Annotated in this window: 19 protein-coding genes and 1 rRNA gene; 13 read left to right on the forward strand and 7 right to left on the reverse strand. The window is 38.4% G+C overall.

The window, feature by feature from the left end:
• The 7 genes from rrf to ED557_13485 all read left to right on the forward strand — a co-directional run.
• Positions 1–82 (forward strand): 5S ribosomal RNA (gene rrf / locus ED557_13455); the annotation flags it as partial.
• A 172-nt stretch (positions 83–254) separates the two neighbouring features.
• Positions 255–512: a hypothetical protein gene (locus ED557_13460; protein ID RNC79529.1), complete on the forward strand. Its 258-nt coding sequence runs from the start codon at positions 255–257 to the stop codon at positions 510–512.
• 49 nt (positions 513–561) lie between these two features.
• Entirely contained in the window at positions 562–1,653 is a 1,092-nt protein-coding gene (locus ED557_13465; protein ID RNC79530.1) for a hypothetical protein, read from the forward strand.
• Positions 1,650–2,219 carry a hypothetical protein gene (locus tag ED557_13470; protein ID RNC79531.1) on the forward strand — a complete coding sequence of 190 codons (570 nt, stop codon included), beginning with the start codon at positions 1,650–1,652 and terminating at the stop codon, positions 2,217–2,219. The genes ED557_13465 and ED557_13470 overlap by 4 nt, the downstream gene beginning before the upstream one ends.
• 183 nt (positions 2,220–2,402) lie before the next feature.
• Entirely contained in the window at positions 2,403–3,905 is a 1,503-nt protein-coding gene (locus tag ED557_13475; protein ID RNC79532.1) for an acyl-CoA dehydrogenase, read from the forward strand.
• Positions 3,895–4,596 (forward strand): NAD-dependent deacylase, encoded by a 702-nt coding sequence (locus ED557_13480; protein RNC79533.1) that lies wholly within the window; start codon positions 3,895–3,897, stop codon positions 4,594–4,596. The genes ED557_13475 and ED557_13480 overlap by 11 nt, the downstream gene beginning before the upstream one ends.
• Positions 4,589–5,452 (forward strand): SGNH/GDSL hydrolase family protein, encoded by an 864-nt coding sequence (locus ED557_13485; protein ID RNC79534.1) that lies wholly within the window; start codon positions 4,589–4,591, stop codon positions 5,450–5,452. The genes ED557_13480 and ED557_13485 overlap by 8 nt, the downstream gene beginning before the upstream one ends.
• Here the strand turns inward: ED557_13485 and ED557_13490 are convergent.
• Together ED557_13490 and ED557_13495 are read right to left on the reverse strand one after the other, a co-directional pair.
• Positions 5,442–6,110 (reverse strand): hypothetical protein, encoded by a 669-nt coding sequence (locus tag ED557_13490; protein RNC79535.1) that lies wholly within the window; start codon positions 6,108–6,110, stop codon positions 5,442–5,444. The genes ED557_13485 and ED557_13490 overlap by 11 nt on opposite strands.
• A 59-nt stretch (positions 6,111–6,169) precedes the next feature.
• Positions 6,170–6,862 carry an SDR family oxidoreductase gene (locus tag ED557_13495; GenBank protein RNC79536.1) on the reverse strand — a complete coding sequence of 231 codons (693 nt, stop codon included), beginning with the start codon at positions 6,860–6,862 and terminating at the stop codon, positions 6,170–6,172.
• 87 nt (positions 6,863–6,949) lie between these two features.
• Between ED557_13495 and hisC the strand changes: the two genes are divergently transcribed.
• Together hisC and ED557_13505 are read left to right on the forward strand one after the other, a co-directional pair.
• A complete protein-coding gene (gene hisC / locus ED557_13500; GenBank protein RNC79537.1) occupies positions 6,950–8,056 on the forward strand; it encodes a histidinol-phosphate transaminase in 1,107 nt (368 codons plus the stop codon).
• Between the two features lie 179 nt (positions 8,057–8,235).
• Positions 8,236–10,020 (forward strand): HAMP domain-containing protein, encoded by a 1,785-nt coding sequence (locus ED557_13505; protein RNC79538.1) that lies wholly within the window; start codon positions 8,236–8,238, stop codon positions 10,018–10,020.
• Between the two features lie 93 nt (positions 10,021–10,113).
• Here ED557_13505 and ED557_13510 read toward each other — a convergent pair whose 3' ends face one another.
• On the reverse strand, positions 10,114–10,980 hold the full coding sequence (locus ED557_13510) for an EamA/RhaT family transporter (protein RNC79745.1): 867 nt from the start codon (positions 10,978–10,980) through the stop codon (positions 10,114–10,116).
• A gap of 125 nt (positions 10,981–11,105) precedes the next feature.
• Entirely contained in the window at positions 11,106–14,378 is a 3,273-nt protein-coding gene (locus ED557_13515; GenBank protein ID RNC79539.1) for an amidohydrolase, read from the reverse strand.
• Between the two features lie 192 nt (positions 14,379–14,570).
• Here ED557_13515 and ED557_13520 point away from each other — a divergent pair, with 192 nt between their 5' ends.
• Positions 14,571–17,540 carry a hypothetical protein gene (locus tag ED557_13520; protein ID RNC79540.1) on the forward strand — a complete coding sequence of 990 codons (2,970 nt, stop codon included), beginning with the start codon at positions 14,571–14,573 and terminating at the stop codon, positions 17,538–17,540.
• 6 nt (positions 17,541–17,546) lie between these two features.
• Here the strand turns inward: ED557_13520 and ED557_13525 are convergent, their stop codons facing one another.
• Complete coding sequence (locus ED557_13525) at positions 17,547–18,302, reverse strand: enoyl-CoA hydratase/isomerase family protein (GenBank protein RNC79541.1); 756 nt, start codon at positions 18,300–18,302, stop codon at positions 17,547–17,549.
• A complete protein-coding gene (locus tag ED557_13530) occupies positions 18,302–18,625 on the reverse strand; it encodes a hypothetical protein (protein RNC79542.1) in 324 nt (107 codons plus the stop codon). The genes ED557_13525 and ED557_13530 overlap by 1 nt, the downstream gene beginning before the upstream one ends.
• Positions 18,626–18,770: 145 nt before the next feature.
• Between ED557_13530 and ED557_13535 the strand changes: the two genes are divergently transcribed.
• The 3 genes from ED557_13535 to ED557_13545 all read left to right on the forward strand — a co-directional run bounded on the left by ED557_13535 (position 18,771) and on the right by ED557_13545 (position 22,601).
• Positions 18,771–20,570, forward strand: coding sequence for a M61 family peptidase (locus tag ED557_13535; protein ID RNC79543.1), 1,800 nt, complete (start codon positions 18,771–18,773; stop codon positions 20,568–20,570).
• Between the two features lie 229 nt (positions 20,571–20,799).
• Positions 20,800–22,158, forward strand: coding sequence for a M24 family metallopeptidase (locus tag ED557_13540; protein ID RNC79544.1), 1,359 nt, complete (start codon positions 20,800–20,802; stop codon positions 22,156–22,158).
• Positions 22,155–22,601, forward strand: a complete 447-nt coding sequence (locus ED557_13545) for a hypothetical protein (protein ID RNC79545.1) — start codon at positions 22,155–22,157, stop codon at positions 22,599–22,601. Before ED557_13540 ends, ED557_13545 begins: the two co-directional genes overlap by 4 nt.
• 6 nt (positions 22,602–22,607) lie before the next feature.
• Here ED557_13545 and ED557_13550 read toward each other — a convergent pair whose 3' ends face one another.
• A complete protein-coding gene (locus tag ED557_13550) occupies positions 22,608–22,931 on the reverse strand; it encodes a hypothetical protein (GenBank protein ID RNC79546.1) in 324 nt (107 codons plus the stop codon).
• Between the last annotated feature and the right edge of the window lie 11 nt (positions 22,932–22,942).

Consider the following 22,942-nt stretch of genomic DNA (forward strand, 5'->3'; position numbering starts at 1 on the left):
ACCCGTTCCCATCCCGAACACGGCCGTTAAGCCCTGCAGCGCCGATGGTACTGCTACGCGGTAGAGTAGGTCGCCGCCTCTCCCCCTTTAAAAAACCCCTTCCCCACAAAGAAGGGGTTTTTTTATTTAAACGCTTTTCAAATTTATCATCTACACATAGTCTACACTTAAGACTTATTAATGATAATAGACACATTATTGTAAATAAATATATATACTGACATGACTAAAACTTTTAACTAAAATATTTACAAATGAAAAAGGGGATAATAAAAATAACAGGTATGTTATGCTTAATTGCTATAATAACTGTAAACATAACTTCTACTTTTCAAATAAGTCTAGGTGGTGAGGAAGTAAGGGCAAGTGATCCAGATAAAATACCTTGCTATTCCGCATATTCACACAGCACTGGACATACTCTTGTATTTTGTCTAGGGTGTACAGAAAAGAAAGGGCAACATTCTGGAACAGCAGGAGAATGTACACCTGAAGATTTAGGCGAAAATTAAGCTAAATATTTAAAGGTGATCTTATTGAAGATCACCTTATTTGAAATAAATGAAAAAATCTATCTTTATTGTCTTTTTGCTGGTTATCGGTTGCTCGGATACTTATGAGAAAATAGATGCAACCTATATAAAGCCGATGCCTGAGCCAATTGAACTAGTAGGTGAGAAAATTGAAACAGAAGAAAATGAACTTTACAGATTATTCTACTTGGATTTCATTGATTCTAATTTAGTGGTGACGACGGCAAATGAAAATATGTTAATTGGAATATATGATCGAAATGGTAAATTCAGAACAAGATTTGGAAGGATAGGTAAAGGGCCAAATGAATTCAACGATTTAGTAGAAATATATGATTTTCATAGAGAAGAAGATTTAATAGCAACAAACGTTGATGTAAATTTGTTGACATTAGACAAAATAAATCTTAGTAAATCAATAGAAAATGAAAACCCATATATGGAAAATTCTTATGAGTTTCCGCGGGAGCTACGTCGTATATCAAGGGCGTTTTATATAGATAGCACTAAAATTATAGGAGTCTATTCAGGTCATTATTATAAGAATTTGGATCAAAGAACAGGTTTATTTGACTTTGATCCGAGTGCTAACAAATTCAATTATTATCGATTACCAAATCTAGATTTTAGGCCTAGCGATCCTACTGATATTGCATATCGTCAGAATATGTCTACCCTAAATTCGAGACATATAGATCTTTCGCCTTCAAATAATAAATTAGCAATTGCAATGCGCTATTCGCCTTTGTTGCAAATTTACGAAGTGGGTGATAAGAATTTTGAGTTGAGAAAGAGTTCTTACATGCAAGAAGAAAATACGGGGCCAGAATATGAGATGGTATTATTTGAACAATGGGCATATCCAGAATTTTTTCATGATATAACAGTAACTGATGATTATATATATCTATTAAAAAATGCCAAGTATTTATTAGATGAGGAAGAAAAAGAGGTGCATGTACAAGTTCTTGACTGGGAAGGGGAGCCTGTGAAAGTTTTTAGTTTGGGTTCGGAATATGATATAGACAGGTTTACTGTAAATCAGGGCGATTCAATAATTTTTGGTATGAGTTATTCTCGAGACGCGCTTTTTAAGTTTTCTTATGGTAATTCAAAATGAAAAAATTAGAATCAACTATACTTATTGGTATTTTAATAGTTTTGAATGTATGGCTATTATACAATAACCAACAAAAAAATCTCATAATAGAAGAGCTTCATGAAAACTCAAATTCATCAAGTTGGAATGTTGAGACTTTAGATAGTACTCTTATTCATATAGTCAATGATAGAGTACTAATACCTCAAAATGAGATTCAACTTAAGGTTTTCTTTTCTGATCAAGGCTGCCAAACATGTATACAAGATGAGGTAAATCTATTAAATGAAGTTTATAATTTACATCCTAAGAAGTTTAATGCATACTTAATAACACAAAAGGCTCCTACATATTTAACTCGTATGTTTGGCGCTAGTTTTAAGTATGAATTGATTAGTCCCGAAAAAGATATCTTTGATGTTAGATATGAGTTCGTAAACCCAATTGCGGTTTTAGTAGATTCCACAGGGTTAGTACATAGAGTTCATAAAGCTGAGGTAGCAAATAAAGATAAGAGTGAACAATTTTACAATCAGGTTAAAAATTTATTTGAAGAATTAGATACTCGCAGGAACAAAAGCCGTTAAGTCCTGCAGCGCCGATGGTACTGCTTTGCGGTAGAGTAGGTCGCCACCTTTCCCCCTTTAAAAAACCCTCTCGGATTTCCGAAAGGGTTTTTTTATTCCCATTATTTTTATTCGAGAGCTTTTCAAATTTTAAGGGTTTTAAGTCGTATATTACCAAACTTAATTATCCATCTAAGGCACACTATGCTTGATTTTGAATCATTCTTAAAAGAATACAAAGACAAACTTTCAAAAATTTTTAAGAGAGATTTAGAGACGAATAAAGATTCTCTTAAAAGAGGAATAGCAGATGAAGATTTAGCGAGTATTTTGAGTCCTACTCCGCTAGCAGCATTTATTCCTTCCAATTATGGGGGATTTGGAGGTCACACAGCAGAAGCATTAGCAATGCTGGAAGCTAGTTCATATGAGTCCCTGCCACTATCATTGATGATGGGTATCAACGGAGCTTTGTTTATTCAACCTGTAGCAAATTATGCTCAGGAGGGTACAAAAGAAGAAATTTATCAACGTATCCTGAATGATCGAAAAATGGGTGGTTTGATGATTACTGAGCCTGATTTTGGATCTGAGGCTTTAAAGATGGAAACCTCTTTTGTTAGGGAAATTGCTACTGATTCATACTCGATTAAGGGTTTGAAACACTGGGCCGGGTTAACCGGAAAAGCGGATTATTGGCTTATGACTGCAAGAGAAAAAAGTAAGGATGGTCAATTAGGTAGAGATATTTCTTTCTTCATTCATGACACTAGAAATGGAGGAATTAATGTAGAAGAATACTACAATAATCTTGGATTGTACCCAATTCCTTATGGAAAGAATCGGGTGAATATTGAAGTTCCATCGGAATACAAATTAGAGCCTAAAGGTACAGGCATTACATTAATGCTCGACCTTCTTCATAGAAGCCGACTTCAATTTCCTGGAATGGGAGCAGGATTTTTGAGAAGAATGATGGATGAGGCTATTACACACTGTCGTCAAAGATTTGTTGGCGGACGTAGACTGATCGATTATGACCAGGTGAAATCAAGAATTAACAAGCTTCAATCCTATTTTACAGTGTGTTCTGCAATGTGCAACTTCACAAGCTTGAATATTCCACTTGAGAAAAACACAGCGAAAATGGATGTAGAGGCTAATGCTATTAAATCAGTGATTACAGATTATATGCAGAAAGCTTCTCAATCATTATTACAGCTCACAGGGGCTAAAGGCTACCGTTTAGATCATATTGCAGGAAGATCAACAGTTGATAGTCGTCCATTTCAGATTTTTGAAGGTTCAAATGATATTCTATATCAGCAGATCAGTGAGTCAGTACTCAAAATGATGAGAAAATTTAAGAGTACAAACCTATATGACTTTTTAAAGAACTATGAACTAACTATAAATGCTTCCGACTATTTTAAAGAAGGTCTAAATTTTGAAATAGATGCTAAGATGCCACAAAGGAAGCTGGTTGAGCTAGGAAGAGCTTTAGGACGAATCATCTCTATGGAGTTTACAATTAATTTAGGAGAGCAAGGGTTTAACTCTGAAATGATTGACAATGCCCTGGCTGTACTTCAGGAAGAGGTAGACAACCTTTTAAATTCATTCAAGTCTTCTCAAATACTAGAAGTAGTTGAAGATTACCTCACCGAAAGTAATTGGTTTAGTCTTGCTACTGTAGATGCCCGTTAAAGACATTGTAGTTCTATCTGGTGCAGGGGTAAGCTCCGAAAGTGGATTGGCAACTTTTCGAGACTCAGGAGGTTTATGGGAAGGATACAATGTTCATGAAGTTGCTTCAATAGATGGGTGGAATAAGGATCCTGAGAAGGTATTGGCCTTTTATAACTTAAGGAGAAAACAAGCTTCACAGGCGGGACCTAACGCGGCACATTACTTTATAGGTAGGTTGGAAAAAGACTATGAGGTAACAGTTATTACCCAAAATGTAGATGATTTACACGAAAGAGGAGGTTCTTCAAATGTAATACATCTTCATGGTGAGTTATCAAAAGCAAGGGGTGAATTTGATGATTCTCATATTATTGAGATTGGAACAAATGACATAAATCCAGGAGATAAGGCACCTGATGGTTCTCAGTTAAGACCAGCAATCGTTTGGTTTGGAGAAATGGTTCCGCTAATTGAAATTGCGGCTCAGATAGTTGCACAGGCTGATTTACTCATTGTAATTGGTACATCATTAGTCGTCTATCCTGCTGCAAGTCTTGTAAACTATGCAAAAAAAGGTATTCCCAAATTTATAATTGACCCTTCAACTCCTGAGCTTTTCAGCTATGCAGATTGGATTCATATAAAACAGAGTGCATGTGCCGGAGTTGAAGAACTTGAACAGCATTTAATACACTTAAGAAATGAGTAAAGAGAAATTATCAGATGAAGAAAAAGGAATTTTAGAACAGTTTATTATTCCCTTTTATCACATTGAAAAAAAGCTTCAGCTTTTTCCTGGCAACAAAAGTAAAGAAGCCGAAGCAGCTCTACTGGGAATCTCTTTAGACGAATTAGAAACTTATAGATGTAATCTTGAAGAGAACGCCAAACAAGCCGCTCTTGAACTATTGAAAGAGGAAGAGGTTATTGATCTTATCGATAAACTACCGTTTGACGGAGAGGAGACTATTGTAGCATTTGGTGACTCTATTACCGAAGACGATCAAAGTTGGTTCAGTATTCTGAGAAACCTTCTTGAGATCTCATTTGAAAAACCGGCTTTTAACTTCATTAACTCAGGAGTCTCATATAATACAACTTCTGAAGCCTTAAGAAGGATGGACAGAGATGTACTAATACATAACCCAGATTGGGTTTTTGTTGCTCTAGGTACTTTTGATGTTCAGCGATTGAATATAGCTTCAGACCGTACACTCATACCTTTATCTGAAACGTGGGAAAATCTCAACACCATTTCGCTCATACTTGATGATCAGGTAGAAAATCCAACTCTGTGGATGACTCCATCTCCGGTAATATCTGAACTTCTGGATTCCAATCCATTATATGAATTCTCAATTGAGGCTCAAGACTTGGAACAAGTAAGGCAGTTAGTATCTGGTAAAACGGGTGGAATCGTTGACCCAAAAGGGTTGAGAATGGGAGAAGGTGAGCCCAAAGCCTGGAATTATTTGAGTGATGGGTTACATCATTCTCTAAGTGGCCATGTAAATACGGTAAGGGAAGTATTAAGGACGTTAGCTGAAGTTAAGATCAAAAGTTAAATCGGAAGTTTACAAGATCAAGCTTTGGCTGAATTTGTGAATTAATATCCGATGAATTAACATCGATCCCATAAAATAACGACGGTTGCACCAGTCCAAGTGAAGTGCCGTTCTCGAAATCAATTCCTACAAGTCCGCCCGCATTATTATTTGGTCTGTAATCAGAAGCAATTGAAGCCGTAGTTCTTTTTGCAAGGAAAAACGTATCAAAAACTCCGAAGCCAAAACCCACCCAGGCACCTATCGCTGCACCATATTGTAGCCCATCAACAAGAGGTTCATTAGCCACAAGCATTACTGAAGTAACAATAACAGCGCCAGCTGCAGCTCCATAAAAGGTATCTAGTAAAACAATGATGGAGCTATTACTTCCATCGTTGAATAATCCCGATACTAGAATTTCCTGACCCTGGCCATGTACAATGTCGTAGGCTCCCATTCCAATTCCATACAGCGTGCCCAATCCGAGTCCAACCTGAAGGGGATAAAAGTCATCATTGTTTGCCAAAGCCATTGATGCCCCCCCTAAAATGGTTCCATTCATAGCCCCATTTAGTGTATTGCCGGCTAATAGTTCTACCGTTTGGGCTTTAGATTCGAAGGTGAAAGTTGAGAGGAAGAGCGCTGTAAAACAAATGATCGTACCGAAATGCTTCATCTAGAAGTAAGTAGTTTTGGTTTGGACAAAGTTAACAAAATGACCTGCCTTTGAACAAACTAATTAGGATTATTTAAAGAGACTGGGAGAATTCTTCCATTGAAGTAGTTGTGTCCGTTAAGCGCAAAGTCGGATATGAAAGCAGCCATTTGTTCCGGAGAAGTAGGGGCCTGGTAACCAGGAAAAGCTTCTCTCAACATCTTTGTTTGAACTGCTCCAAGGCACAAACAGTTTACTGCTATTCCTGAATTTGCGAATTCTACACTAAGGCTTTCAGTAAGAATTGATAAAGCTCCTTTAGAAGCACTATAAGCAGACAGACCCTCAAATTTTGCACTTCCCTGGAAACCACCCATACTTCCAATGTTAAGGATATGGCTGCCCCTCCTTAGATTGGGGTGAATTCTTTTAATCAATCGAACAGGGGCAATCAAGTTTACCTCTAACTGCTCCTGCCAGTCATCTATAGACGTTTTTAAAAAGGGTTTATTAATTAATAGCCCTGCATTATTAATTAAAGCATCAATAGATGTTTCACTACCGATTGTTTTTACTATATGATCAATATCATTTTCATCAGTTAAGTCTGCAGTAAGCGTTACAATATCTCCCTTGTAATTTTCGAGGATCAGATTCTTTAGTGCGCGCTCGGTACGTGCAATCGCAAATACCTTATGCCCTTTTTGAGCGAGTAGAATAGTAACAGCTCTTCCTATTCCTTTACTAGCACCTGTAACAATAATGTTTTTCATAATCCTAAAGTACGTATTGAGAGTTCATTCTGAAAGTTAGTTTCATTGATCGTACCTTATGATTTAAATTAGTTGGAGAATCAAAACATGACGAGTAAGCATAGCCTGGTGCCTGCGAATATAGAACAGTTAAAGCCGTACGTACCAGGTAAAACAATTGCAGAGGTTGTAGAAGAATATCAACCGGATCAAATCTCGAAGCTAGCTTCAAATGAAAATCGAGTAGGCTTCAGTAAACACGTCTATCCGGCAATTCAGGAGGCTTTGTCATATGCTCATGAGTATCCTGATCCTTTAACAAAAAAGCTTACTAAAGAAATTGCTAACGAAAACGGAGTCGATCAGAGTCAGGTAATTTTTGGGGCAGGATCAGAAAGCGTTCTTTCGATGCTCTGCAAGACATTCTTTCTTAATAAGCAGAACATAGTTACCTCAAATGCCACTTTTATTGGAATGTATGTTCAGGCTCAGATCCGTGGAGTAAAGGTTAAGAAAACCCCTTTAACGAGAGAGTATAAGTTTGATGTAAAAGCTTTGGTAAATGCCATAGATGACGATACCAAGATGGTTTATATCGCAAATCCGAATAACCCTACTGGCACCTACATCACAACTGAAGAGTTTGAATGGCTCATGGAACATATTCCCAGTGATGTGATGGTCATTATGGATGAGGCTTATTACGAGTACACTTACGAAGTAAATGATTATCCCGATGTATTAAGCTACAACTATGAGAACGTGGTCGTATTAAGAACTTTTTCGAAAGGATATGGTTTAGCAGGATTTAGAATTGGTTATGCGATTGCTAGTAAAGAAATAATCGGGTATCTCTATAAAACTAAAATGCCTTTTGAGCCTACTGTTATTGCTCAGGCGGCTGCTTTGGCAGCTTTTAAAGACATTGAATTTTTAAAAAATTCAAGGAGTATTGTAAAACAGGAAAAAGAAAAACTGTACGATTTTTTTGATCAGAAAAGAGTTCAATACATCCCATCAATAGCGAATTTTGTTGTAATGGTTTTTGAAACGGAAGAGGAAGCCATTTTCTTTACTTCAACTATGTTGAAGAAGGGAGTGATTTTAAGAAGGATTCAGGCATTTGGTCTTCCTACATGTGTGAGAGTCACTATTGGGACTGAAAAAGAAATGGAGCACTTCAAGCGTTCCTTTTCAGAAGTACTAAATAGGTAGACAATTCTGAACTCATTTTAGAGAACGAGTCATTCGTAGAGAACGCTATCCTTGAAATGTTACATGAGTCTTTTCTAATTCGTTTAAGTTGTTATTTCTATTATTATCAAATACTAATTTGTTAAGAGGCTATTTTGAAATTAGGAAACAAAATCATATTAAGTTTTGTCTGCATCAGCTTGTTAATAGCATCCCTGGGGGTGTTGTCAAGTTGGTATTCGGGTAAAATTCAAAATCACCTGGTTATAAACAGTGCCCAAACGAATCGGTTAGTTGAAATTACTTCCAGCCTCGAGATTGGGTTATATGAAAGCCTGGTCTACTTATCTGCTATTAAGGAATCTAATGGTATTCTCGAAGGTCAAACTACTCTGAATGAACCTACCTTAACCCTTTTAATCCAACAATTTGAAGAACAGATTGACAGGATTGAAATGGACTATGATCGTATGTACGATTTTTTTGAAAATTCCCATCTTCAAAGCAGTGGTGAGAATTTAGAAGAGGCTAATCGGCTAAGTGAAAGAATCAAATTATATACAAACCTATCGAAAGAATGGCTGATACTTTTGGAGGAAGATGCAGAACAAGCCAGTGTTCAGTTTAATACATCCATAAGTCCATTCTTCCGAAACAATATCACACCAGCTATTTCGCAGCTTAGAGAGCAAACCTTGATTTACCACACAGAAGAAAAGAAAGAGTTAAGCCTACAATTATCCAGGCTAAATAAGATTTTAGGTATAGCATTCGGAGCTAGTGTTCTTCTGGCTGTTCTTATTTCACTCTATATCTATCGGTCGATAGCAAATCCGCTTAAGAAGCTTCGAGATGGAGCTCAACAATTAGGACAGGGTAACTTAGATAAAGAAATAGAAATTCAAAGCACGGATGAAATCGGTGAGTTAGCGAAATCTTTCAATGATATGGCCTCTAACCTCAAGAAGAGAACCCTGGCTCGTGATTATCTTGATAGCATTATTGAGTCTTTACAAGAATCTCTAATAGTTACCGACGAGGAGAAAGCTATTATTGGAATCAATAAGGCTGGTTTAAAAATGCTAAACTATTCTCGGGAAGAAATTATTGGTCTCCCGGTTACGCAATTTTATGATATGGAGTCGATGGGGGATATTTATAAAGAGAAACAGAATGATGGTAGTATTTTTGAATTTCAGTTACTCGCGAAAGAAGACATGCAAATCCCTGTACTTTTTTCTGAATCAGATTTAATTAATTATGAAGGAGAGAAGGTAGGTTCTGTATGTATAGCTACTGACATTACTGAAAGAAAGAAATCGGATCAGGCGATAAGAGATTCTTTGAGGGAGAAAGAAGTCTTGCTTTCCGAAATCCATCATCGTGTAAAGAACAATCTTGCTGTTGTATCTGGAATTTTACAATTACAAGCATATGCATCCAGCAATGATGAGGTAACAAAAGCATTGACGGAAAGCCAGGCTAGAATTCGGTCTATCTCGCTGGTTCACGAGATGTTATACCATGATCACACTCTTGCTTATATAAACTATAAGATCTACGTAAATGATCTACTCGACGCTATAAGCAAGATGTATATGAGTGATACAAAGGATATTTCTTTAAATGCTGAGGTAGAAGATATATCGCTTGATGTTAATCTAGCTATCCCCTGTTCGTTATTACTTAATGAGATTGTAGTAAACTCTTACAAGCATGCTTTTGATGGGGTTGGGGAGGGAAAGATCTGTGTCTCTATGATGGAAAACGGTGAGTATTATATGCTTGCTGTTGAGGATAACGGAGCCGGGTTGGAAGAAGATGAACTTAAAGACTCCAAATCTCTGGGTAAGACCCTCATAAAAACCCTTACCTCACAGTTAAAAGGGGAGTACCAAATCTTGTCTGGAAAAGAAGGCAAAGGAACAAGAATAGAAGTCAAATTTCCGAAAAGGAAGTTGAATTCGGCTCGTAAGTCTTATTGATCAACGTTCTCCTCAGAGCTTGTTTGACAGGTTCTACACTCCATGATTAATTTTACCCTAAAACCAGAAAAAGTAAAAGTGCTTTTCCTGATTTCATTTAGCTCTGCCTATCACAAATATTCCAGAGATGATTATAAGTGCGCCGATGACTTGAGTGAATGTAAGCATCTCGCCAAGAAAAGCGACAGAAAGTAGAATAGTAGAAACAGGTCCCAAACTTCCAATAATGGATACGGAAGGAGCGCCAATTCTCTTAATGGCTTCATTGATTAAGAAAGAAGGGATTACGGTAGAAAAAATAGCCATTACAAAACTAAGCAGATATACCTCTTTGGGATAATGGAATAATTGGAGATCAGTTGTAATCAAATAATGGGTGATTACAGCTGAACAGGAAATCAATAAAGAGAAGGTGGTTAATCGAACACTACCTACTTTCTCGATTAGAGAGTTGGCTCCAACCAGATAAGCAGCGTAGGTAATGGCACTTATAACAATCAAAAGTGAACCAAAGAGGACTTCTTGAGGATCTCCGGCAGTAATACCATCCCTGTCAAAAAAGATGACAACGATCCCAGTGTAAGTGATGCCAATAGATATCAACTGTGTTTTTGTAATCTTCTTCTTTAGGAAAAGAGCACTTAAGATGAGCACGAAGGTAGGATAGGTGAACAGGATCAAACGCTCCAGGCTGGCAGTGATGTATGTGAGTCCCTGAAAATCAAAATAGCTTGCCAGGTAGTAGCCAAATAATCCCAGAAAAATGAGTGTTATAACCTGTTTTTTAGAAAGAGGGTCTTGTCTCCACTCTTTATAATGGTATCCCCAAATAGCGAGGTAGAATGGGAGAGCAAACAGCATTCTTAGCAACAGCAAAGAAATGGAATCAATGTCATATCGATAGGCTAATTTTATAATTACTGCTTTAGTTGAGAATAGAAGTACTCCCAGGGCAGCAATAATAAAAGCCAGATAACGCGCTCGGTTACTCAATAGATAGTGATAATAGTTTTGACGAAGAAGCTACAAATAAAAAGAGCCAATCCTTTGACCGGATTAGCTCTCAATAATTAATGTAGTTGAGATTACTGTCTATTGAAACAAGAGCATTGTAATCCGGCAGCTTCTAAAGTTATTGCATGCCAATCGAATTGATCGCCATAACCATCACGCTCCCACCAGAAAGGAAGTCGATTATTAGTTTGATTTCCTATTTCATTAAGCGTAGCGGCATCAAGTAACCTGCCATTTACCATAGTATACCGTACTGTATTTGTGTTATTGATATCCTCTAGTGGATTCGCATCCAGTACAATTAAATCAGCAAGCTTACCTACTTCGAGAGATCCAATATCATCATCAAGGCCGAGGTAGTGCGCGCCGTTTATAGTTGCCACTCTTAGGGCTTCCATGTTTGTCATTCCGCCCTGGCTCATCATCCAAAGCTCCCAGTGAGCTCCGAGTCCCTGAAGTTGACCATGTGCTCCCAAGTTCACCTTCACGCCTGCATCGGTGAGTAATTTGGAAGACTCAGCAGCAAGGATATGACCATGATCATATTCTTCATCCGGGATCATAGTGCGATGTCTGGAACGGGGATCAATTACACTTCTTGGAGTGAATGAGAGCAGTTTCTTATTTTCCCACACATTGTACTTTTGGTAGAAATAGTACTCACCAGTTACGCTGCCATAATTGACAATATGAGTAGGAGTGTACCCTGTTTCTGAGTTACTCCAAAGTTCACTTACGTCTTTATAGAGTGGTACAACCGGGATATTATGTTCTACTCCTGTATGACCATCAAGGATCATACTCATGTTATGAAAGAAGAAAGAACCACCTTCAGGTACAACCATCATCTCAAGTTCTTTAGCAGCTTTCATTACTTGTTGTCGCTGATCTCTTCGAGGTTGGTTATAGCTCTTAACAGTAAAAGCACCAAAAGCTTTGGTTCTCTTAAGTGCGAAGTAAGCATCTTCATAATTATTGATCACTGCTTTAAAATCTCCATCTGCACCATAAAGTATAATTCCTGTTGAGTACAATCTCGGTCCTATCATGTTACCTGCTTTGATGGCTTCTGAATGAGAGAAGATCATCTCAGTGTTTGAAGAAGGGTCATGAGCAGTAGTCACACCATATGCGAGGTTCGCGAAATATTCCCATTGTTGCTGAGGACTAATTCCCAATCGGAAGTTACCAAGATGGGCATGCGCATCAATTATACCTGGCATAATCGTTTTTCCGGCTACATCCATTACTTTTGCTCCCGAAGGCACATTTACATTTGAACCGATAGCTGTAATCTTGTTTCCTTCTACAACAATAGTTCCATTTTCGATAACCTCATCTCCATTCATGGTGATAATTCTCGCATTGGTAAATGCGATAGTTCCTTCAGGTACATGAGTATCTAATTCAAGCCCTATGGATATGCCTTCTTTCGGAGGTTCGGGAAGGCTGTCAGGGGCACCTTCCACAAAGGTAAATGCATTTTTTAAATCGATAGTGAAATACTCTTCCCCTAGTGTCCAATGAAGTTGCTGACCGTTAGAAGACCAATGCATATGATATCCACCTTCGCTGGCTACTTCTTTTACCGGAATGGCTTTTGTGGTTGGACTAAGAGCAATGGGTTTGCCTGTCATAGTCATCGGAGCAAGGTACACCTTGTACAGGTTTGAAAATGCGATCCATTTGTTGTCAGGACTTGGAACAAATTCGTGCCCATAACTGGAAGTGAAATGTGTTTTCTCATCTTCTCCATTCAGATCAACGCTTCGATAGGTTTTATTGATAGAACCAAAAATATACCCACCGGTTTGGTAGAAAATGCGATCACCCGTTGAATTAAACCTTGGGAATGCACCAGTTTCTGTGATTTGAGTTACCATTCCACCATTGGTAGGTATGGTAAAGATTCCAGGATTGATAGTGTAAGCGAAACCCTGCTGACCATTTCCACTTTCTTTTCTGAAAGCAATTGTCCTTCCATCCGGAGAAAAATCTGGTTCGCGGTAAATACCTTTCTCAGAACTAAGCTTATTAGGCCTTTTAAAACGCCCTCTACTATCCAGATTCACTGTATTTAGTGCTCCCATGTTTTCATCACTCCAACTTACATAAGCCAGTGTTTTACCATCAGGAGAGAAGGCGGGTTCAAATTCAAAATCTAATCCCTCCGTAAGCCTTCTTGGAGTGCCATTTGGTAATTCTTTTATCCAGAGATAGCCAGCAGCGTTAAATATCAGTGTTTTGCCATCAGGAGAGGTTATGGCATTTCGAATTGCTCTTGCCGTAAATGTTTCCGGAGAAACATCTTGCTTATATCGGGCTGCTTTTACGATTTCATGATTAGACTCAACTTCAAATGGGATAATGGAAGATTCTCCGGTTTCAACATTAATTTTATTGATCTTTCCGTTAGCCCATATGATGATATTTTCACCATCCGGAGTCCAGTTGAAACTTGTGTACACTCCAAAAATAGCCCATGCTTCTTGCTGGTCTTTACTCAGGTCTTCAAAGAGAGGCCGCTCCATACCTGATTTCATATCTCTGAGATATAGAACAGATTTAGTTCTTACTCTTCTTACAAAAGCGAGGGTATTTCCATCTGGTGAGATTTGTGGTCGTGCAGCACCACCATTTCCTCCAGTTACGGTTTCAATATCACCTTCTTCGCGATCATATCTTCGGATTACATAGATCTGGCTGTTTGGATCCTTATTGTACTGGAAAAAACCACCTGGGTAATTATCCTCGCTATAATAAATGTAACGCCCATCCGGAGATACGGAAGGCTCTCCAATATCCTGCTGAGCATTTTTCTTTTCCACCAACTGAATCCCTGCTCCTCCGGTTTTGTGAAACATCCAAATTTCGCCTGCCCCTAACGAGCGAGTAGAAGAGAAGTGTTTTTTGGCGATAATATATTCTCCATCGGGCATCCAGGTAGAATTGTTTAATAACCTGAAATTTTCTTTTGTGATTTGAGTGGCATCCGAACCATCTACTTTCATGACCCAAATATTATCACCTCCCCCAGCATCACTGGTAAAAGAAATGTGAGAGCCATCAGGGCTAAATCGGGGTTGTACTTCATAAGGCAATCCCCCTCGTAGTAGGGTTGCTTTGCCACCAGAAATAGGCATTATGTAAATGTCACCCAGGATATCAAAAACAATTTGCTCTCCATCAGGACTAACATCCAGGTTCATCCAGGTACCTTCATCTGTAGTAAAAGAAAGGGAAGTAGTTTCACCAAGATCAGGATTTGAGACATCCCATTTATCCTGTGCAGTAGAAAGGCTTACAAGGATTAAGGAAAGAAGAAAAGTCAAAAAAGATTTCATCACATATGGTTAGTTAATTGCACGGCATAATACCGTTTGAAGAGCTAAATAAGGATATTTTTCATGAGTTTTTTCAAATAGCGTGTATTTGACTATTTTATTTCGATCAAAACGGATATGCGCTGTATTAGAATTCGGCTTCAGCTTTAAGGAGTGTTTATTAAAAGGTTTTTTCTGTGTCTTACGATTACCTTGTTAGGGTATACCTTGGCTTTGTCTCAGAAGTACAATGTAAAGACCTATTCAGTGAATGATGGTCTACCTTCGAGCTTTGTGTATGATGTGCTTATAGATGACATAGGGTACGCCTGGTTTGCAACTGCAAATGGGCTGGTCCGATTTGATGGTAAAAACTTCAAAAACTATACTACTGATCACGGACTAAAAGACCCGTTGATTTATGATATCCATAAAGATCAAAAGGGTAATTTTTGGGTATCTACGGAATTTGGGGGAATGGCGTTGTTCAGAAATGACTCTCTGATTTATCTTCCTGAATTAGCGAATCTTGATTCTCTTCTAATCAATATTATTGCTGATACCCCTGATAACAAACTCTGGATAGGTACTAATGAATATGGGATTTTTGAGCTAGGTGAGGATGGTTCCTTATCTCGAATTCTAAATACAGAAAATGGGCTTCCTGATAATCAAGTTTGGGGGATTGAGTTTGATGATGATGGAAATTCATGGGTTGCTACTTCAACTGGAGTAGCAAAATACGAGCATGGTAACGAAGTAGTACAAGTCATTAATCGAGAAAATGGTCTTTCAGGTACCATAGCTTATCAGGTATATATAGCTAGTGATGGGAAGAAATGGATACCGACTAGTAATGGAGTTACAGTAATTAATCCTGATGGATCTCTTGATACAATTATTGAAGTTAACGGTGAGGCACTGAATTATGTGTACAACATTGTAGAAGGAAATGATGGAGTAATTTGGATAGGTACGGAAAGAGATGGTCTCTACTGGTTTGATGGGAAAGAGTATGTGCATGTTACTAAGAGCAATGGCTTAAGTAGCAATTACATATACAGGTTGATTAAAGATGAGCAAGGAACTATATGGGTAAGTACTGATGGGAATGGGGTAAATATTTTTAAGGATCGCGGTTTTGAAATCTACGATGGAACCTCTGAATTAGATGTGAATTCAATTTACAGTATCCTGGAAGCTTCTGATGGAACACTTTGGTTTGGTACCCAGGATGGCATTAGTTCTTATAAAAATGGAACGTTTAGAAATATCGCACTCCCCGAAAGATACTTCGATCAGGACGAGATTTGGGATATAGAAGAGCTTTCTAATGGGGATCTGCTTATGCTCACTTTCGATCAGCAATTGATACAGTATGATGGAAATACTTTCTTCAGACCTTCATTTAGTGATGAACTATATCTTTACTATTTGAGTGATATCTTAGTAGATGATGATGGCTCTATTTGGTTTACTGCTTATCAAAACTTGCTGAAATATAAGGATGGAGAGTTAACCACTTTCGAAACAACTACCGATTATTATTGGCAGACCGAGCTCAACTTCATAAAAAAAGACTCTCGTGGATTTTTTTGGATTGGTACCGAAGGTGGGATTGCAAATTTTGACGGAAAATCTTTTAGATATATTTCCGAAAGTGCAGGCCTAATGGGGGGGGGTATTTATGATTTAGCAGAAGATAATGAAGGAAGTATTTGGGTTGGTACCAATAAAGGAATAAGCGTACTCAGTGATTTTGATGATAGCGGAATGCCTGCAAAAATTACACCTTTTGAAACCCATGACCAGTATTTGCAAGAGACTATTTTCCTTGTATTTGATCAATTTGGAAATCTCTGGCAGGGGACCAATGGTGGACTCAATTACTTCGATATTGATGCATGGAAAGGGCATGGTATTTCAATGCAGCAACACTTTCCTTTTTCAGACTATGGATTAGGGGTAGAATTCAATGGTCTCGCTGCCATTCTAGATCAAAGCGGTAAGCTTTGGTTTGGGAGTAACTCTAAAGGGCTAATTACCTTTGTCTTTCCAGATGATGAAACAAAGCTCGTACCATCTGCTTCCCCAAAGGTATTCCTAAGAGATATCCAGATAGATATGGAAACCGTTTATCATCAGCTTCAATCCAATGATGAGCTTCCCGAAATTCATACCAGTTTCGATCAGAATAATATTTACTTCAATGTGAATGCAGTGGATTTTAAAAATCCCAGCAGGATCTTGTATTCCTATAAATTGGATGGATTTGATGACAATTGGAATGTAGTAGAAGATGTAAATGAAATAAGGTACACCAATCTCCCTCCAGGGGAATACGCTTTTATGGTGAAAGCTAAATCTATCAATTCGAACTGGGGCGAAGAGCAGGTATTGGCAAGTATTAATGTAGACCAGGTTTTCTGGAAAACATCCAGGTTCTACATTATGATGGCTATAGCCATATTTGTACTAATACTTATGTTGAACCAGGTAGCTCTTGAGCGCTATGAAAAGAAAAAGTTAAAAGAATTAGTAAACGAGCAAACCAAAGATCTAACAGCCGCGGTAGAAGAGAAGGAAGTACTCATTAAAGAAATTCATCATCGGGTTAAAAATAATCTAGCAGTTATCTCAGGATTATTGGAATTGCAGAGTTGGAATGTCAAAGAACCTTTGGCCAAGCATGCAATTTATGAGAGTAAAATGAGAGTGTTGGCTATGTCCAAGATTCATGAAAACCTGTATCAAAATGATGATCTGGCTAATGTTAATTTCAAGAAGTTCTTAGAGGATTTAGTAGGAGGTATTTCTACAACCATGAGACAGACCGAGCAGGATATTGAGGTAAACTTAGATGTTCAGGATATATCTATAAATGTTAATAGAGGTATTCCACTTGGTTTGATCGTGAACGAAGCTGTTAGTAATTGTTATAAGCATGCGTTTGATCAGGAAATATCAGGAAGAATAGACTTAGTATTCAGAGAAGAAGGGGAAAATTATTTTCTGGAAATTTACGATGACGGAAAGGGATCTGAAGAAGGTTTACTAAAGAAAAAAGGTACTTCTCTAGGGATCAGCTTAATCAAATCATTGGCTGCTCAGCTCAAGGCACAGGTAAGCCATTCAGGAGAAAATGGCACTCGCTTTATTTTTTCAATCCCAAAGGAAGCATAAGCGATTCTAATTCCTCTTAAAAGATCGAATAAATGCTTTAGTGAATTCGCTTTGAGCCAATAATCCGGTAATTTTAGCTCTTTGGTCAACCAGTGTTTTGAGGGATTCAGTATCACCCCACATAACTTCTTTAATTTTTCTCATGGCCTCTGGGCTTGAGCTGGCAAGTCGTTTTGCAAGCAGGTCGATTTTTTCATCCAGTTCAGCTTTTTCTGAAGCAATGTCATTATATAAACCATTCTGGAATGCCCAATCTGCATTTTTCCATTCCCATGCATTAATACTAAGAGTAGCAAATGCAGTAAATCCCAATTTCTTCTGAACTAGTGGAGCGATTACGAAAGGGCCAATCCCAATGCTTAACTCACTTAACTTTACAGAAGCGTCTTTTCCGGCGATAGCATAATCTGAAGAAGCAATAATGCCTACACCGCCACCAACAGCTTTTCCCTGCACCCTGGTTATGATGAACTTTGGACAGGAAATCATTGCAGTAATTACTCTCCCAAATCCAGAGAAGAAAGCTCTTCCGGTCTCTGCATCTTCTATGGCAATTAATTCATCAAAGGAGGCTCCGGCGCAGAAAGCTCCATCACCTTTACTCCTTAGAATTATAACAGAGATATCTGAGGATTCACCTGCAGTAGTAATAGCATCAGACAATTGCTGAAGCAGAGCACCTGGTAGGGAATTCCCTTTGGGATGAAAAAACTCGATGGTTCCAATACCATCCTGAATGGAGAGATGTACACTTCCTTCCATTATTCACTAAAAGTTTCTGTTTGTAAGGTAAAATAATAGCTTTGATAATGGCGGGAATAATCAGAAAAAGAAACCGGGTCAAACTTTCTTACATCAAAAAAAGGAATGGCATTAAACTCCTCTATAATCGATCGATATTTAATGCTTTCAAAAGCTTTTAGAGAATAGAATAACGGTTTGCTTATAGTAACTGGTGAATAGTCGAACTCAAAGGTAAAACTCTCATCATATTGGAAGCTATCGGCTTGAAGAAGTAAATACTCAAATGAACCAGATGTTAGATCCACTTCTTGAGCCTGGCTATTAAGGCCCAAAAAAAGCAAAGCGGAACAAATAAAAAGTCTTTTCATATCAAAATATAGGTTAAAAAACTTACAATTAGCGAAGCAGTTTTAATTCTTTAACGCCGAGTTGGTTGCAACCCAAATTTATGCTCTTGATATTCCAGAGCTAAACAAATAGTAGATAATGCATCGAGTCTCTTTCCCAACAATCGTTTTTTTGATTTTGATTTCATGGAAATCAGAAGCCCAAACTGCCAATGAATACACCATATCTTTTGAGAACGCTGTTCACCACGAAGCTAAGATTAGCGCCGTTTTCTCTAATCTGGATAACAGTCCATTGGAAATAAGGATGAGCAGAACTTCCCCAGGACGATATGCCATTCATAATTTTGCTAAGAATGTGTATGCAGTAAAAGCATTTGATAGCGAAGGAAATGAACTTGAAATATCCCGACCAAATCCTCAACAATGGGATGTCCATGGTCATAATGGAATGGTCAGGTTTGAATATACTCTGTTTGCTAACAGAGGAGACGGTACCTATTCTCAGGTTGATGAAGCTCATGCTCATTTAAACATACCCGCTACTTTTGTTTTTCCCAGAGACTATCAACACAGGCCGGTTTACGTAACCTTTGATGTTCGTGAAGACCTGAACTGGCAAGTAGCTACACAACTAAATAGGGTTGGAACCAATACCTATTATGCCCCTGATACTTATTATTTCATGGACAGCCCTATGCTACTAGCCGATTACCATTTAAGAGAAGAAATGGTGGACGGGCAGCTTATACGAATGGCTTTGCACACTCCAGCGAGCGAGCGGGAAATAAACGATTACTTTGAAAATGTGATGGGTATTGTAAGAGCTCAGAAAGAGATTTATGGAGAGCTGCCTGAATTCGATTATGGAGAGTATACCTTCCTGTTAAATTTTATGCCCAACGCAAGTGGGGATGGTATGGAACACAGAAATTCAACCATTGTGTCCGGATCTAAAGATCTGGAAGACCCATTGGGCGATTACCGAATCAGTACGGTTTCTCACGAGTTTTTTCATGCCTGGAATGTGGAGCGAATTCGACCTGCGTCTCTAGAGCCATTTGACTTTGAAGAAGCAAATATGAGCGGTGAACTATGGTTTGCTGAAGGATTCACCAGCTATTATACCGGGTTAACCCTGGCAAGGGCTGGAATTAGAACTCATGAAGAATATGTGGAAGGACTGGATGGAGCGTTGAATTATGTAATCAACTCGCCAGGAAGACAGTTCTTCAATCCTATTGAGATGAGCTATAGGGCTCCTTTTGTAGATGCTGCAACATCTATTGATCCTACCAACAATACCAACACCTTTGTTTCCTATTACTCCTATGGAAGTGTGTTGGGGCTCGCACTCGACTTAATGCTTCGTACGGAGTTCAGAGATTTAAATCTGGATGACTTTATGCGTTTAGTTTGGGAAAAATATGGGGAATCAGAAATTCCCTATTCCATTCGGGATTTAGAAACGCTTCTCGGAGAATATGCAGGAGAGGAATTCGCTTCAGCATTCTTTGGTGATTTCATTTATGATAGCGACATGCCCGACTATGAAAGTCTATTTGAACAAGTTGGGGTAATTTTTGAGCCTGAAAGTCGTGGTACAGCTTCGTTAGGTAATGCTATAAGAGAAAATGACGGGGTCTGGAGATTAACAGGAAATGCACGAATTGGAAGTCCGCTTTATGAGGCAGGTATTAACGCACAGGATGAGATTATTTCGGTAGGAGGGGTCAGGCTCTCAACAGTAAACAATGTGGACGAGATTCTGGAACGCAGACGACCGGGACAAACAATCGAAATAGTATTTAATCGTCTAGGTGAACAAAAAAGGGTTCGGGTAACCCTAGGGGAATCAGATAGAATTAAAACAGAGCTGGACCGAAGACCAAGTAGGCAGCAAAGGGCTTTGCGAGACGCCTGGTTGAATGGTGAGTAGAATTGATTACTTTTCAAATCTGTTTTATCTGGAATTTGAGTTCAAGATACTATGTTCCATGAACTCAAAGCACAATTTTTAGTCATTCCCGCGCAGGCGGGAATCTAGATTTTGCTTTAATAGTAAAAGCTATTCTTTATATAAATCTAGATTCCGGCTTATGCTGCGGAATGACCAATTTTTAAAGCTTAAAGAGCTAATTAATCAAAACTAACTTATCGGTACAAAAATGAAGGGTACACACGCTTTAGGGATCTTATTTTTATTCATCATTTGCTTTAGCATGATAGCTCAAGCTCAAAGCTATCCCGAAATTCTTCCTATGAAGCAACGAGCAGAGGTGATCAATGATTTGTTGAAGGACAAAATTGAAACTGTGCTTCCCAATATAATGAGAAGAGAAGGCATTGATATGTGGGTAATTATTTCCAGGGAGTACAACGAAGATCCGGTAATTGAAACCATGTTACCTGCTACCTGGCTAGCTGCTCGGAGAAGAACTATTCTTGTTATATACGACCGGGGTGAGGAGGAAGGATTAGAAACTTTAGCTGTAGCCAGATATGATGTGGGTGAGATATTCAAAAAAGCATGGAATAAGGAAGTGCAACCCAATCAATGGGAAAGGCTGAAGGAGATTATTGAAGAACGTGATCCACAGCGAATTGGAATTAATAAATCCGAACATTTTGGCTTAGCAGATGGAATTGTAGCTACCGATTTGGAAGAGCTTCGGGTTAATATTGGAGAAAAGTATTCAAACCGAATAGTATCAGCAGAAAAGGTAGCTATTGGTTGGCTGGAAACCCGGACTCCAAAGGAAATGGTGCTCTATCCTCAAATAGTCAGGATTGCCCATGAGATAATAGCTGAAGGTTTTTCAGATAGAGTTATTCAGCCAGGGGTTACAACCACTGATGATGTGGTGTGGTGGTTCAGAGAAAAAGTGAGAGAATTAAAGTTAATAACCTGGTTTCATCCAAGTGTTTCCATTCAACGAGCTGATCCTGAATCTTTCGATCACCTCAGAACATTCGATAGCCGACCGGGAGAAAATGTGATTTTACCGGGAGACCTTCTCCATGTCGATTTTGGAATTACTTACCTAAGGTTGAATACCGATACCCAGCAACATGCCTATATACTAAAACCTGGTGAAACAGAGGTTCCTGGGTATCTTCAAGAAGCATTTAGAAATGGAAACAGGCTTCAGGATATCTTTACAAACAATTTTAGAGAAGGTAGAACCGGAAACGAAGTACTAAAGATGTCTCGTGAAGAAGCTATCGATGAAGGCATTAAACCTTCCATTTATACTCATCCATTGGGGTACCATGGCCATGCTGCTGGTACTACCTTAGGGATGTGGGATTCTCAGGGGGGTGTTCCTGTAAAAGGAGATTACCCATTACATCTTAATACAGCATATTCCATTGAACTAAACGCTGCTACCTATATCGAAGAATGGGGAAAGGAAATTCGAATCATGCTAGAAGAAGATGCTTTCTTCGATGAAACCGGGGTTTGGTATTTGGATGGTCGCCAAAGAGAGATTTTTACCATACCAAGAATTGCCGCTGAAAAGTGACGATTACTGATACTTTTTACTACTACATCATAAAAGGGAGTTTGATTGTTCAGGTTCCTTTTATTGGTTTCATTATTTATGAATTAATCGTGGGTTACAACTCAAGCGGGGCATCGGATGGTAATTGGTGGAATATTTCTTTTTTGTTGATAATCCCGATATCAGTACTGGTTCTTAATTTTGTTAAATGGAGTGGGTTAGAAGTAATTGTTATGACTGATAAAGGGTTTCAATTAAAAGAGGAGTTGGTTCCTTGGGAGAAGGTTCACAGGATTTATCTGAAAGACTCGAATGATATTCTGGTAATAGAGTTCTATAAACAAAAAGAGTTATATATTGCTAAAACAATAGTAGCACCTGGCAATCATGGCAATTCTGGCAAGGCTAAAAAAATACTAGATCAAGTATATGGAGCCTGGGGAAATTCAAAAGCAGAATCTTAATTCACTTCATTCAACTGCCATAGTTGATTCTGTATCAATTGCTTCTTCAGTAAGTTCCTGTTGCACCCAAAAAACATAGCCTATCCCAAAAGCAGAAATGGTATGCCAAATGGCATGTCCCTGGATAATGCAGTGCTCACCAAAAATTCCGCAAAAAGTGGAATCAAGTTGCCTAAAAACAATGGCTATAATAAAAATGACTAAGCACCAAAGCACTCTCCCATGATGTGGCTTACCTCTACTCGAAATAATAAGAGGAATAAGAATGATGGCTGCGATCGTACCAAGTGCTAATACATCACCTGAAACCGATCTTAAAAAGAATTGCATCCATGTGAGTA

The organism is Balneola sp., from assembly GCA_003712055.1.
Classification (GTDB): Bacteria; Bacteroidota; Rhodothermia; order Balneolales; family Balneolaceae; genus RHLJ01.